This window comes from Pseudomonas sp. H1_A03, from assembly GCF_054685145.1.
Genome location: NZ_CP162829.1, coordinates 5,450,106 through 5,462,726, shown reverse-complemented (window position 1 = coordinate 5,462,726; position 12,621 = coordinate 5,450,106). Strand labels below are relative to the sequence as shown.

At 61.2% G+C, this 12,621-nt stretch carries 11 protein-coding genes; 4 read left to right on the top strand and 7 right to left on the bottom strand.

Annotated elements, in window-relative coordinates; genetic code table 11:
• Window positions 1–15: 15 nt before the first annotated feature.
• Together AB4O35_RS25270 and AB4O35_RS25265 are read left to right on the top strand one after the other, a co-directional pair.
• A complete protein-coding gene (locus AB4O35_RS25270) occupies window positions 16–1,383 on the top strand; it encodes a glutamine synthetase family protein (RefSeq protein WP_065945324.1) in 1,368 nt (455 codons plus the stop codon).
• A gap of 210 nt (window positions 1,384–1,593) precedes the next feature.
• Window positions 1,594–2,052 (top strand): Hsp20 family protein, encoded by a 459-nt coding sequence (locus tag AB4O35_RS25265; RefSeq protein ID WP_049712265.1) that lies wholly within the window; start codon window positions 1,594–1,596, stop codon window positions 2,050–2,052.
• A gap of 51 nt (window positions 2,053–2,103) precedes the next feature.
• Here the strand turns inward: AB4O35_RS25265 and AB4O35_RS25260 are convergent, their stop codons facing one another.
• From AB4O35_RS25260 to AB4O35_RS25250, 3 genes are all read right to left on the bottom strand, one after another.
• The gene (locus AB4O35_RS25260; RefSeq protein WP_065945325.1) at window positions 2,104–3,381 is read right to left on the bottom strand and encodes a cation:dicarboxylate symporter family transporter; all 1,278 of its coding nucleotides are present in this window, start codon (window positions 3,379–3,381) and stop codon (window positions 2,104–2,106) included.
• A 94-nt stretch (window positions 3,382–3,475) separates the two neighbouring features.
• On the bottom strand, window positions 3,476–4,684 hold the full coding sequence (locus AB4O35_RS25255) for a pyridoxal phosphate-dependent aminotransferase (RefSeq protein ID WP_065945326.1): 1,209 nt from the start codon (window positions 4,682–4,684) through the stop codon (window positions 3,476–3,478).
• A gap of 11 nt (window positions 4,685–4,695) precedes the next feature.
• Complete coding sequence (locus AB4O35_RS25250; protein ID WP_065873286.1) at window positions 4,696–5,358, bottom strand: RraA family protein; 663 nt, start codon at window positions 5,356–5,358, stop codon at window positions 4,696–4,698.
• Window positions 5,359–5,481: 123 nt separating this feature from the next.
• On the opposite strand from AB4O35_RS25250, the gene AB4O35_RS25245 reads away from it, so the two are divergent.
• Window positions 5,482–6,378 (top strand): LysR family transcriptional regulator, encoded by an 897-nt coding sequence (locus AB4O35_RS25245; RefSeq protein ID WP_065873285.1) that lies wholly within the window; start codon window positions 5,482–5,484, stop codon window positions 6,376–6,378.
• 40 nt (window positions 6,379–6,418) lie between these two features.
• Here AB4O35_RS25245 and AB4O35_RS25240 read toward each other — a convergent pair whose 3' ends face one another.
• The 4 genes from AB4O35_RS25240 to AB4O35_RS25225 all read right to left on the bottom strand — a co-directional run bounded on the left by AB4O35_RS25240 (window position 6,419) and on the right by AB4O35_RS25225 (window position 11,255).
• Window positions 6,419–8,824: a TonB-dependent siderophore receptor gene (locus tag AB4O35_RS25240; protein WP_065945327.1), complete on the bottom strand. Its 2,406-nt coding sequence runs from the start codon at window positions 8,822–8,824 to the stop codon at window positions 6,419–6,421.
• A gap of 75 nt (window positions 8,825–8,899) precedes the next feature.
• On the bottom strand, window positions 8,900–9,850 hold the full coding sequence (locus AB4O35_RS25235; RefSeq protein WP_460149351.1) for a FecR family protein: 951 nt from the start codon (window positions 9,848–9,850) through the stop codon (window positions 8,900–8,902).
• On the bottom strand, window positions 9,847–10,368 hold the full coding sequence (locus AB4O35_RS25230; protein WP_065874236.1) for a sigma-70 family RNA polymerase sigma factor: 522 nt from the start codon (window positions 10,366–10,368) through the stop codon (window positions 9,847–9,849). Before AB4O35_RS25230 ends, AB4O35_RS25235 begins: the two co-directional genes overlap by 4 nt.
• A 182-nt stretch (window positions 10,369–10,550) precedes the next feature.
• A complete protein-coding gene (locus AB4O35_RS25225; RefSeq protein ID WP_065946200.1) occupies window positions 10,551–11,255 on the bottom strand; it encodes a TetR/AcrR family transcriptional regulator in 705 nt (234 codons plus the stop codon).
• A gap of 121 nt (window positions 11,256–11,376) precedes the next feature.
• Between AB4O35_RS25225 and AB4O35_RS25220 the strand changes: the two genes are divergently transcribed.
• Window positions 11,377–12,588 carry an MFS transporter gene (locus AB4O35_RS25220; RefSeq protein ID WP_065880839.1) on the top strand — a complete coding sequence of 404 codons (1,212 nt, stop codon included), beginning with the start codon at window positions 11,377–11,379 and terminating at the stop codon, window positions 12,586–12,588.
• Window positions 12,589–12,621: the final 33 nt, after the last annotated feature.

Below are 12,621 nucleotides of genomic sequence, written 5' to 3'. Positions count from 1 at the left end.
GCTAAGAGGTTTGACATGCAATTTGCTGATAAAAAAGAGGCCGAGGATTATCTGGCCGCTCACCCTGAAGTGCTGAGCATCGAGTTGTTCCTTATCGACGCGAATGGTGTTCCACGGGGCAAACTGTTGCACCGTGATGAATTACTGGCGATCTACGAAAATGGTCGGCCGCTGCCAAGTTCCATTCTCGCCTTGACCGTGCAGGGCGAGGACGTAGAAGACACAGGCTTGGTCTGGGATGTCGCTGACGCTGATTGCTGGACCTATCCCTTACCAGGAAGCCTGACCCTGCAACCCTGGCGCAGCCGTCCCACCGGTCAAGTGCAGGTCAGCATGCACCCGACCCAAGGCATTCCCGCCGCGCCCGCCGACCCGCGCCATGTACTGGTGAACACCATCGAACGGCTGAAAGCCGATGGATTCCATCCGGTAATGGCCGTTGAATTGGAGTTTTACCTGCTGGACCAACAGCGCGACGTCAACGGTCGACCGCAGCCGGCGTTGCAGACCAATGGCGTACGCCCAGTTGCACCTCAGGTTTATGGCGTATACGAACTCGAGCAGCTTCAACCGTTTCTTGATGACCTTTACGCGGCTTGCGCGCTACAGGGGTTACCCGTGCGTACGGCGATCTCCGAGTACGCTCCGGGCCAGGTCGAGTTGACGCTGGAGCATCGTTTCGACGCACTCCAGGCCATTGATGAAGGCGTACGTTACAAACGCTTGGTCAAAGGCGTTGCCAACCAACATGGGCTGCAAGCGTGCTTCATGGCCAAGCCGTTCAGCGATCAGGCGGGCAGCGGTATGCATTTGCACGTCAGCCTGGCCGACGAGCAGGGTCACAATCTGTACGCGAGCGAAGACCCACAGGGCACACCGCTGTTGCGTCACTCCATTGGAGGGATGATGGCAACCTTGTTTGACTCGCTGGCAATATTTTGCCCCCATGCCAACTCATATCGCAGGTTCCAGACCGGCAGTTACGCGCCGCTGGCGAAAAGTTGGGGCGTCAACAATCGTACTGTGTCGCTGCGCGTGCCTGGCGGCCCTGCGATAAGTCGGCACATCGAACACCGCATTTGCGGTGCCGATGCCAACCCCTATCTCGCCGCGGCCGCCGTACTCGCGGGCATTCACTACGGCATCACGCATCAAAGCGACCCTGGCCCGGCGATTGAGGGCAATGGCTATGAACAGGCGACCGATTTTCTACCCACCGACTGGCTTACCGCGTTGCACGCATTGCAACGTTCAACGTGGGCACACGAGGCGCTGGGAGCTGAATTCCTGAAAGTGTTTCTGGCGATCAAGTGGCGCGAGTTCCGTCAATTCAATGCTGAAGTCGGAGAGCAGGACTGGCGCTGGTACCTCACTCACGCATGAATGTTGGCCCCTCAGCCTGCCTGGAAATGCTCATCCAGCTTGCCGCGTTTTTGCTTCGTGACGGATGACGGGGACTGTTCTGATGGGGCCGTTAAAAAAATTTTATGGGCGACGCTTGAAATTTTTCCTCCTGAACCTACTTAGGCTTTACGCGATGCCGAATCCGGGTCGCGTATCAAATCACTTGGAGAAAACTCAGGAGATTTTGCTATGGCTACTACTCTTTCCTTGGCCCCACTGTTCCGCCACTCTGTCGGTTTTGACCGTTTCAACGACCTTTTTGAATCGGCGCTTCGCAGCGAGGCCGGTACCACCTACCCACCCCACAACGTCGAAAAGCACGGTGATGACCATTACCGGATCGTCATCGCGGCCGCAGGCTTAGTGGAGGATGACCTGGAGATCCAGGTGGAAAAAGGCGTGTTGACCGTCGCCGGCGGCAAGCGCGAACACAATGAAGGCATCACCTACCTTCACCAGGGTATCGCCCAGCGCGCGTTCCGCTTGTCGTTCCGCCTGGTCGACCACATTGAAGTGCAGGGCGCGCAGCTCGCCAATGGTTTGCTGAGCATTGATTTGCTCAGGGTTGTACCGGAGGAAGCCAAGCCTAAGCGCATCGCGATTGGTGGTGCGGCCAAGGCTGATGTGAAATCCATCAGCGAGCAGTAACGTGAATAGAATAAAGGCGCTCCACGGAGCGCCTTTATTCGTAGGTACACGTTAGCCTGCAGGCATATTCCGAGTGCTCGGTTCATGTGCCGCTTTGGCATCATGGCCCTCCCACTTCGCAATCACCAGCGGTGCCAGCGCATTACCCAACACATTCAGCGCGGTAGTCGGCATTTCCATCAACCGATACACCCCGGCGATAAACGCGATCCCTTCCAACGGCAAACCGGCACTGGCGAGCGTCGCCGACAGGATCACAAACATAAACCCTGGCACCCCGGCAGCGCCTTTGGAGGTGAGCACCATGGTCACCACCAACAAGGCCTGATCGCCCAGGCTCAACTCTATGCCGTACAGCTGCGCGACGAACAAGGTGCCGATGCCGAGGAACAGCGAGGCACCGTCGAGATTGAACGAGTAGCCGACCGGCACCACGAAGCTCACCAGCGAAGGCGGCACGCCGTAGGTCTCGAGTTTTTTCATCAGTTGGGGCATCACCGCCGCCGAGCTGGCGGTGGAGAAGGCCAGTACCAGTTCATCCTTGATATGGCGCATCAGCGCGAACAGGTTGATCCCGCACACTCGCGCTACCAGGTTGAGCACCACCAGCACAAAAAAGGCGATAGCCACGTAACTGACCATGATCAGCTTGGCCAGCGGCAGCAATGAGCTGAAACCGAAGTTGGCGACGGTCACTGCGATCATGCCGAATACGCCGATGGGCGAGTAGGCCATGATCATCGAGGTCACTTTGAACATTGCATCGGCAACGCCGCGCAGCAGCGCAATCACGGGGTCTTTGCGCTCGGCCGGCAGGCGTGCCACGCCAAGGCCGAACATCACCGCAAAAAACAATACAGACAACAGGCTGCCCTGGGCCATGGCGTTGATCACGTTGTCGGGGATGATGCCGACGATAATCTGCCCCAGGCTATGACCGGCGCCGTTGCTGGTGGGCAGGGTGATGTTGGCGGCATGCAGGCTGGACAGTTCAGTGCCGGCGCCGGGCTTGAGCAGGTTGCCCATGACCAGGCCGATAATGATGGCCAGGGTGGTGATGCAAAAGAAATAGCTCAGGGATTTCACGCCGATTCGGCCCAGGGATTTGCCGTCACCATGGCCGGCAATGCCCACCACCATGCAGGAAAATACGATAGGCACGACGATCATCTTCATCAGCTTGATAAAGATATCGCCCGCCGGTTGCAGTAGGTTGTTCACTAGCCACGGCCGGGATTCGGGAAAGTGGTGCAGCAGGGCACCAATGGCGATACCGGCGAGCAAGCCGATCATGATTTGCCAGACCAGCGCGATACGGGGCGTGTGCATGGGAATGCCTCATTTGAGATCAATGATTTTGAGTTGTTGTTCTAGGCAGTCAATAAGCAGCCGTCCGTTGGCCGCAGGGTGTGGCAGGCAGCTGTCAGCGCAGGTCGTGGCATGCGTCTTTGAGTCGGCGGCAACCTTCTTCGATCACTTGCGGCGAGCTGGCAAAAGACAAGCGCACATACGGCGACATGCCGTACGCCGCGCCGCCGACCGTGGCCAGGCCGTAGTCGCGCAGCAGGTAGTCGACCAGTTGGCTATCGCTCTCGAGGCGATGACCCTGTGGGGTGCGTTTACCTATCAGTCCGCTCACATTGGCGAACACATAGAACGCACCGTCCGGCGGGGTACAGCTCACGCCGGGAATGCCCTCCAACCGCTCCAGCATCAATGCGCGGCGTCGCCGGTATTCCTCACGCATCGCGCCAATGGGCGCCTGCTCGCCGGCAAACGCGGCCACCGCAGCGGCCTGGCTCAACGAGCTGGGGCAGGTGGTGGTTTGCGACAGCAATTTGGCGATGGCTGCGATCAGCCAGGCAGGGCCCGCACCAAAGCCCAGGCGCCAGCCAGTCATCGCATAGCCCTTGGAGGCACCGTTGATGATCAGGGTACGCGCCTTGAGGTCGGGCGCCAGGCGCGTCAACGGCACGTGCCGGGCCTCGCCGTAGACGAAGTGTTCGTAGATCTCGTCAGCCATGATCAGCACATGGGGATGGCGGCGTAGCACCTGCGCCAGCGCGAGCAGTTCAGCCTCGTTGTACACCGCGCCACTGGGGTTGTTCGGGCTGTTGAGGATCACCCATTTGGTGCGCGCAGTGATCGCCTGTTCAAGGGCCTCGGGCGACAACTTGAAACCCAGGCTTTCATCACCGGGGATGATCACCGGGGTGGCATCGTTGAGCCGCGCTATATCCGGATACGACACCCAGTACGGCGTGTGCACGATGACTTCATCGCCGCGATTGAGCGTCGCCGCCAGCGCGTGATAAATGATGTGCTTGCCGCCACAACCGGCGACCACTTCGTCCAGGCCATAAGCCAAGTCGTTGTCGCGCGCCAGCTTGAGGCAAATCGCCTGGCGCAGCGCAAGGGTGCCAGTGGTGGCGGTGTAGTGGGTGTCGCCGCTGTGCATCGCCTGGCTGGCGGCCTCCAGAATATGCGCAGGCGTGTCGAAATCCGGCTCGCCCACGGTGAAGTTAACGATATCGCGGCCCTGGGCACGCAACTCGCTCACCAAAGCATTGGCGGCGATACTCGGGGAGGGCGCAATGCCCAGGATGCGGTCCGACAAAAATGCATGACTCATCACGGATTCCTTCACGCCAGGCCTGCGTTGTGCAGGACTTTGTCGATCCAGCTCTGGCGCACCGCGCCGCTGGCAATTTCGGCCTTGACCGTTTCTTCATGGTCGGCGTGCTGGGCGGCGCGGCGCAGCACTTCGCCAGCGTCTGCCTGGGAGAACGCGACCAGGCCATCTTCATCGCCTACCAGCAGGTCGCCCGGGTTGATGATCATGCCGCCGATGGACACTGGCACGTTCACTTCGCCGGGCCCGGTTTTGTACGGGCCGGTATGCACCACGGCGCGGGCATAGCAGGGGGTGTCCTCGAAGCTGGCGACATCACGAATCGCGCCGTCGATCACAAACCCTACGCAACCGCGTTGCTGGGCGTAGAGCTTGACCAGCTCGCCGATCACCGCGTTGTTGGTGTCGCCCTGGCCGTCCACCACCAGCACATGGCCGGGTTGCAGCATGCTCATGGCCTTGTAGATCAGCAGGTTGTCACCGGGGCGCGTCTTGACGGTGATCGCCGTGCCTACCAGCTTCCCGCTGCGGTTGTAGCGCGTGAGCCCACGGGCGCCGATGTGCCGGGCCAGGTTGTCGCTGATGTGCGGCGTGACTACGTGGGCAAATGCCTCGACCAATTCGGCCGAGGCCATGGGCGCGTTGGGAAGGATGCGAGAACCGGGCAAGGACATGGCAAATCTCCAGAGTCGTTTGGATAGCGATGGGCTATGGCCGGATCTTAGGAGCGATGAACGGAGAGTTTTAGCGATATTTTATGATGTGTTAGCATCGATTTTTTTCATGACTGGCACACCATGATCACGTTCAAGCAAATCGACGCGCTGTACTGGATCGCCGAGCTGGGCAGTTTCGAAGCCGCGGCCAACAAGCTGAACATGTCTCAGTCGGCCATCTCCAAGCGTATACAGGAGCTGGAAGACACCTTCGACGTCGAGGTATTCGACCGCAGCAAACGCAACGCCCGGCTGACGGAAAAAGGCGGTGAACTGCTTGATTACGCCCGTGACCTGCTCAAAAGCCGCGACCAATTGCTCGAGCGCGTCAGTGCCCGCGAAGTGCTGGTGCGCCGGTTTCGCCTCGGGGTCACCGAGCTGACGGCGCTGACCTGGTTGCCGGCGCTGGTCGAAGCGCTGCGCCAGGCCTACCCCAAGGTGCAGATCGAACCGTCGGTAGAGCTGAGCAGCGAGCTGTTTCGCAAATTGGAAAGCGACCAACTGGACCTGGTGATTGTGCCGGACGTCTACAGCGATCCGCGCTTCCACAGCACCGTGCTGCAATGCGTGGAAAACGCCTGGATGTGCTCCCCAGGCCTGATCCCGGACGCCGATCCCATCAGCCTGGAAACGCTCGCCAGCTACACCGTGCTCACCCAGGGTTCGCAGTCGGGTACCGGGATGATCTACGAACGCTGGCTGGCGGCGAACAATGTGCAACTGCCGCGCACCCTGACCAGCCATAACCTGTTGGTGCAGGCCGGGTTGGCGTTGTCGGGGGTGGGTGTGAGCTACCTGCCGGTGGTGTGCCTGTCCCATCTGATCGAGCAAGGCACCTTGCGCGCGTTGGTCACGCAGCCTGCGCTACCGGATATCCAATATGTGGCGTTGCATCGCGTGGACCGACAATTTGGCCTGAACCAGGACGTCGCAACGCTGGCCCAAGCCTGCTGCGACTTTTCGCGGCTGCTGTTCTAGGTCATTTTTTGCCATTTCCCGCGTCAGCCTGCTCTTAGCGCTACCAGCGATACGTCAATGAACTGACCAACTGCCGCTCATCGCCATAGCGGCAAATCGCGAATTCGCAGTAGGTGTAGCGTTTGTTGGTGACGTTGTTGGCGTTAAGCGCGACTTCCCAATGCGGATCGATTTCGTAGCTGGCGCGCGCGTCGTACAGGGTGTAGGCGGGCATTGATGACGGTACGCCGGAGGCTTGGGTCGTGCCTTTGTAGCGGGCGCCGCCGCCGATGCGCAGTTGCGGGATACCCAATGCCGCCAGGCGGTAGTCGGCCCAGAGGGCGGCCTGGTGGTAAGGCGTGTCTTCACTGCGTTGGCCGATTTCGCTGGCGATATCGCTTTTGGTAATGCGTGCATCGATATAGGCGTAGGACGAGATCAGGCTGAGGTTGGGGGTGACTTCGGTCTTGGCTTCCAGCTCGAAGCCTCGCGAGCGCACTTCGCCGACCTGCACCGAGAAGTTGAGATCGGTGCGGTCCTGGCTCAGCACGTTGCGCTGTTCCAACTGGTACACCGCTGCACTCAGCAGCGTGGCGCTGCCTTCGGGCTGATAGCGGATACCGATTTCATACTGCTTGCCCTCGGTGGGGACAAAGCTTTGCCCCGCCTTGTTGGTGCCGGCCACCGGGAAGAACGACTCGCTGTAGCTGATATAGGGCGCCAGGCCATTGTCGGCCTTGTACACCAGGCCCGCGCGCCAGGTGGTGGCTTCATCGCTCTGGCTGCTCTTGGCGGAATTGCGGAACAGTTCGGTGTCTTGGTCGGCCCAGTCATGGCGTGCGCCCAACAGCAGAATCCAACGCTCATCGAACTTGATCTGGTCCTGGAAATAGAGGCCTTTTTGCAGGGTATCGATCTGCGAACCGCGGTCGGTTGCCGGGTTGCGGTTCACCACCACCGGCTGGCCGTAGTTGTAGGTTGCCAGGTTCAGTGACGGTGCAGTGCCACGGAAGTTATGCGAGTCGTAGCTGGTGTCATAGCCGTCGAAGCCCAGCAGGAAGGTGTGCTGCCAGTCGCCGAATTGCCATTTGCTTTCGATGTTGGTGTCGCTGGCCAGGCCCCGCGAGCGCTCTTGGCGGTCGCTGTATTGGCGGCGCAGGATGCCGGTGGTCTGCGCGGCGGCGATGCCGGCGGTGTTGACTTGCAGGTACCGCCACGTCACATCCGACTGGTAGTAGCGCAGCTTGTTGCTGATGCGCGTGTGCTCATCGAAGCGGTGTTCGAATTCATAGCCCAGCGCAGACATCTCGCCATTCATTTCGTCGTAGTCCGGCTCGCCGATAAAGTCGTGGCGGCCGATCTGGAAACCGCCGCTGCCCACGCCCTTGGTCAACTGATAGGGCAGGGGCGCGGAGAAGCCCGTCTCGGTCTTCTGATAGAACGACAGCAGGGTCAGCGACGTATCGTCATCCGGTTGCCAGGTCAGGGCCGGGGCGACGTAGACCTTGTCGTTCTGGATGTGATCGGCAGCGGTGTCGCTCTTGCGGTCGAGCAGGGTCAGGCGGTAGCTCAAGGTGTCACTGTCGCCCACCGGGCCCGTGAAGTCGGCGGACAGTTGCTTGCGATCGTTCTGCCCGGCTTGCAGGTTGATCTCGTGGTAGGGCGTTTGGCTTGGGCGCTTGCTCACGGTGTTGATCAAGCCGCCCGGCGACAGTTGGCCGTACAGCACCGACGCCGCGCCGCGAATCACCTCGGCGCGTTCCAGCCCATAGGGTTCCTGCACGCCGTCGTAGGAGTTGTTTTGCAGGCGCAGTCCATCGCGCAGGGAGCCACCCGTGGCGGATTCCACGTCGAAACCGCGAATACGGAAGCGGTCCGAGGTGCGGTTGAAACTGGTGGGCTGGCTGGTGAAGCCCGGCGTGAGGTCGAGGGTTTGCGAGAGCGTTTCGGATTGGCGGTCACGGATTTCGTCATTGGTGACCACCGACAGCGATTGCGGGGTTTCGATGATCGGGGTGTCGGTCTTGGTGGCGCTGAGGTTGCGCGTGGCGACGTAACCTTTGACGTGGTCAGTGCTGCGTTCTTCGCTGAGGCCGGTGATGGCGGTGGGGCCCAGCTCCAGCGAGCCGCTGGTCGTGAGTGGCACCAGTACGTAACCGTTGGTGCCTTGCACCGCCTGCAAACCGCTGCCGCGCAGCAACTGGGCGAAGCCCTGCGCCACCGGGTAATCGCCTTGCAAACCGGCGGTGTTCAGGCCAGCGACGGTCTTGCTGTCGAACAGCAGCGCCACATGCGCCTGCTGGGCAAACAGGTTCAACGCCGGGCCCAAGGCGCCGGCGGCGATGGCATAACGCACGGTTTCTTGCGCCGCCACCGGGCTGCTGATGGCCAGGGTCAGCGCAGCCAGGCTGGCCAGGTTGATCGCCAGGGCGAGGGGCAACGCAGAACGCTTGAAGTGGCGGGGCATGGAAGAAATTCCTGTGATTGAGGTGCTTTCTTCCTTGACGCAGCAGTCGTGAAAAGCGGAACCCGGCCCGCAAGACTATTTTTCGTGACGCTCAATCTGCAACCACAGCGGGCTGAACGCGCGGATACGCACCGGCAGACCATCGGCAATCAACTGCAGGGCGCGGCGTGGGTTATCCAGCGGCAATACGGCGGAAACACGCAGGTCGGCCAGTTGCTCGCGATTGAACTGCACATGGCCGCCAAATTGGCGCGCCAGTTCGTCGAGCACCTCCGGCAATGGCCGGTCCTGCACCACCAGTTGATGGCGCTGCCAGGCATCGTCGGTGGTGCGTGGGTCGATCTTGCCGAGCAGCGTGACAGCGTTCGGCGTGATGCGCGCTTGCTCGCCAGCGCTGACGTGTACGGCGTCATGCTGGCTGGCGCCAGTCGCCGCGACTTTGGATTCAAGCAGGCTGAGCAGGGTGCCCGGCGTCTCGCGCTTTACCGTAAAGCGCGTGCCAAGGGCGCGCATTTGGCCGTCATCGGTGACCACGGTAAACGGCCGTGTCGTATCATGGGCAACCTGCACCAGGATTTCACCGCGCAGCAAACGCACCTGGCGTTGCTCGCCATTGAAGGTCAGGTCCACGGCGCTGTTGCCGCTGAGGGTCAGTTGCGAACCGTCTTCCAGGTTGACGCGTTGCCATTGCGCCGGGGCGGTGCGCTGGTCTGCCAGCAGATAGCTGGGAGGGTAAGCCCGCAACGCGAGGGCCACCGGCAAGGCCACCAACAGTCCCAGCAGCACGCGGCCCGCCGGGTTGCGCCGACGCACCCGCGCGGCCTCCAGCGCAGCCTGCACCGGCGCCTGTTGCGGGCGCATTGCCTGCAAGCGTCCGACAAAGCCTTGCAAACGCTCAAAGGCTGCACCGTGCCGTGGGTCGGCGGCTTTCCATCGTTCGAAGTGCTGTTGTTCGCGCTCGCTGAGGTGGCCTTCGTTATGGCGAATCACCCAGTTGGCGGCCTGCTGGTCGAGGTCGTCGCTCATACGTCCAACGCGTGGTTGCAATGCATCAAGGCATTCATCAGATGCTTGCGCACCATGCGCTCGGAAATGCCCAGGCGGCTGGCGATTTCGCTTTGGCGCAGGCCTTCGAGGAAGTACAGCAGGAACGCCCGCCGCGCATTCAGCGCCAGGCCGTCGAGCACGAAGGCGATCTGTTCCAATGCTTCAAGGGTGACCAGGATTTGCTCCGGCGATTGCTGGCACTGCTCCATCATCTCGATGGTCAGCGCCAGTTCCCGCAGATACGCGTCTTCCAGCTGGCGACGGCGAGCGCGGTCGATAATCAAGTGACGCGCCGTGGTCGTGAGGAACGCCCGCGGTTCACGCATCGCTCCCAGCGCGTCGCGGGAGGCGAGGATACGCAGGAACGTGTCGTGGGAGAGATCCGCCGCGTTATACGGGCAGCCGAGCTTTTTCCGCAGCCAGCCGAACAACCAGCCATGGTGCTCGGTGTAGAGCGCCTGGACCGCCTGGTTCAAGGGAAGATTGCTAGCCGACATGGAGGCTAAGTCTGCGGATAAGAATTATTCGCAATATTAGCGGTGTGTCATCAGCGAAAGCAAGCGTGAAGCGCCATTTCGAAGATTTGCAACTGGGCAGCCCCAGCAGCCTCACCGCCGAGTAAGGGTCGGTGGCAGTTTGGTGGAGGTGTTGCTGCCTTATCACGGACGCTCGCGGCCGTTTACCTTGCTGTATGCCCATGGGCGGTATGGGCCGCATCGGGTTCGGGCGATTGTGGATTTCCTGAGGCAACGTCGGGACGAATGGGCGGTGCAGTAGAGGCGGCAATATCCCAGGTCAGCAACAGTTGGTTGATCGCCGCGTCGAGGGTTGCATGGGGCACATTGTCCCGTGCCAGGATCGAAACACCCTGCAAAAAACTATCAAACACCGACGCCATCACTGCCGGGTTAACCGTGTCCGGCAATTGCCCCGTACGCCTCGCTCGCTCCACACACGCCACAATCCCCGCCCGCGTGCGCAGCCGTGACTGCGTCAACCCATCCGCCACCCGCGCATTCTCCGGGCTTGGCGCGCTCATCACCCCCAGTGCCACCATGCAGCCTTTGGGATGCCCGTCTTCACACTGCATGCGCGCCGACTGACGCAGCGCTGTCTCAACGGCCTGGCGCGGTATCAGGCTTTCGTCCCACAGGCATTCGGTGACCTGGGCGTAGGTCGCCAGGTAGCGCTGCACGCATTCGTCAAATAACGCCTCTTTGGAACCGAACGCCGCGTAAAAACTCGGCGCGGAGATTCCGCCACCCAGGCCGGCCTTGAGTTGGGCGAGGGAAGTGGCGTCGTAGCCGTGCTGCCAGAACAGGTGCATGGCCTGTTCCACAGCGTGTTCGCGATCGAAGGTACGGGGGCGGCCCATTTGCGCCATGTCAGGTCTCCGGTGGAAAGCGATATAAATACTAGTCGATACATAAGTCGTTGACAACGTGTTGCAGTCGCCGGCAACATCTATATCGATCAGTATCTAAGTCTCGCTCAAGGAGTTTACCGTGACACCCTCACTGACGTTATCTAGGTCATCCGACCGCCTGCCCATCGGCGCCTTGCTCGCCTTGGCCATGACCGGCTTTATCTGCATCGTCACCGAAACCTTGCCCGCCGGCCTCTTGCCGTTGATCAGCGACGGCTTGGCGATTTCGCCCTCTATGGCCGGGCAGATGGTCACCGCCTATGCACTGGGTTCGTTGTTGGCGGTGATTCCCATGACGATTGCTACCCGTGGCTGGCGCCGACGCAATGTGTTGCTGCTGACCATCGTCGGTTTTTTATTGTTCAACTCCATCACCGCGCTGTCGTCTCACTATGGCGTGACCCTGGTGGCACGCTTCTTCGCCGGTGTGGCGGCAGGGTTGGCCTGGAGCCTGCTGGCCGGTTACGCCCGGCGCATGGTTGCGCCGCATCAACAGGGCAGGGCGCTGGCGTTGGCGATGGTCGGCACGCCGATTGCCTTGTCGTTGGGTGTGCCGCTGGGCACGTGGCTGGGTGGGCTGCTGGGGTGGCGCACCACGTTCGGTCTGATGTCGGCGGTTAGCCTGGTGTTGATTGTGTGGGTGCTGGTGAAAGTCCCGGACTACGCGCCCCAACCCGCGCATCAACGCGTGTCGTTGGGCAAGGTGCTGACGACGCCGGGCGTGTGGCCGGTGCTGGCGGTGGTCATCAGTTGGATGCTGGCGCACAACATTCTGTACACCTACATCGCCCCGTTCGTCGCACGGGCGGGGCTGGCTGGGCGGGTGGACGTGGTGTTGCTGGTATTCGGCATTGCCGCATTGGCGGGGATTTGGTTGACGGCCAAGCTGGTCGAGCCGTTATTACGCAAGACAGTGCTGGTCAGCCTGGTGGTATTTGCGGTGATCTCGCTGGTGTTTGGCGTGTTGGGCGAGGTGCCTGGCGTGGTCTACGTCGGTGTCGCCGTGTGGGGCTTGAGTTTCGGCGGTGCCGCCACCTTGCTGCAAACGGCCCTCGCGGATGCGGCGGGTGATGGCGCGGATGTGGCGTTGTCGCTGAATGTGGTGGCGTGGAACAGCGCGATTGCCGCGAGCGGCGTGATGGGCGGGGTATTGCTGGACCACTGGGGCGTAGCGGCGTTTCCATGGGCAATGCTGGTATTGATCGGCGTGGCGCTGGTGATCGCGTGGGCGGCACGTGATCATGGTTTTAAGCCAGGGCGACGGACCCATATAGAGGCCATGGCTCATTAAACCTTCGGTCGACCGCCATAGGGTGTAGGCTGG

Coding starts and splice junctions, on each gene's coding strand:
- AB4O35_RS25270 (WP_065945324.1), top strand. CDS start 16: ATGCAATTTGCTGATAAAAAAGAGGCCGAGGATTATCTGGCCGCTCAC.
- AB4O35_RS25265 (WP_049712265.1), top strand. CDS start 1,594: ATGGCTACTACTCTTTCCTTGGCCCCACTGTTCCGCCACTCTGTCGGT.
- AB4O35_RS25260 (WP_065945325.1), bottom strand. CDS start 3,381: ATGCACACGCCCCGTATCGCGCTGGTCTGGCAAATCATGATCGGCTTG.
- AB4O35_RS25255 (WP_065945326.1), bottom strand. CDS start 4,684: ATGAGTCATGCATTTTTGTCGGACCGCATCCTGGGCATTGCGCCCTCC.
- AB4O35_RS25250 (WP_065873286.1), bottom strand. CDS start 5,358: ATGTCCTTGCCCGGTTCTCGCATCCTTCCCAACGCGCCCATGGCCTCG.
- AB4O35_RS25245 (WP_065873285.1), top strand. CDS start 5,482: ATGATCACGTTCAAGCAAATCGACGCGCTGTACTGGATCGCCGAGCTG.
- AB4O35_RS25240 (WP_065945327.1), bottom strand. CDS start 8,824: ATGCCCCGCCACTTCAAGCGTTCTGCGTTGCCCCTCGCCCTGGCGATC.
- AB4O35_RS25235 (WP_460149351.1), bottom strand. CDS start 9,850: ATGAGCGACGACCTCGACCAGCAGGCCGCCAACTGGGTGATTCGCCAT.
- AB4O35_RS25230 (WP_065874236.1), bottom strand. CDS start 10,368: ATGTCGGCTAGCAATCTTCCCTTGAACCAGGCGGTCCAGGCGCTCTAC.
- AB4O35_RS25225 (WP_065946200.1), bottom strand. CDS start 11,255: ATGGCGCAAATGGGCCGCCCCCGTACCTTCGATCGCGAACACGCTGTG.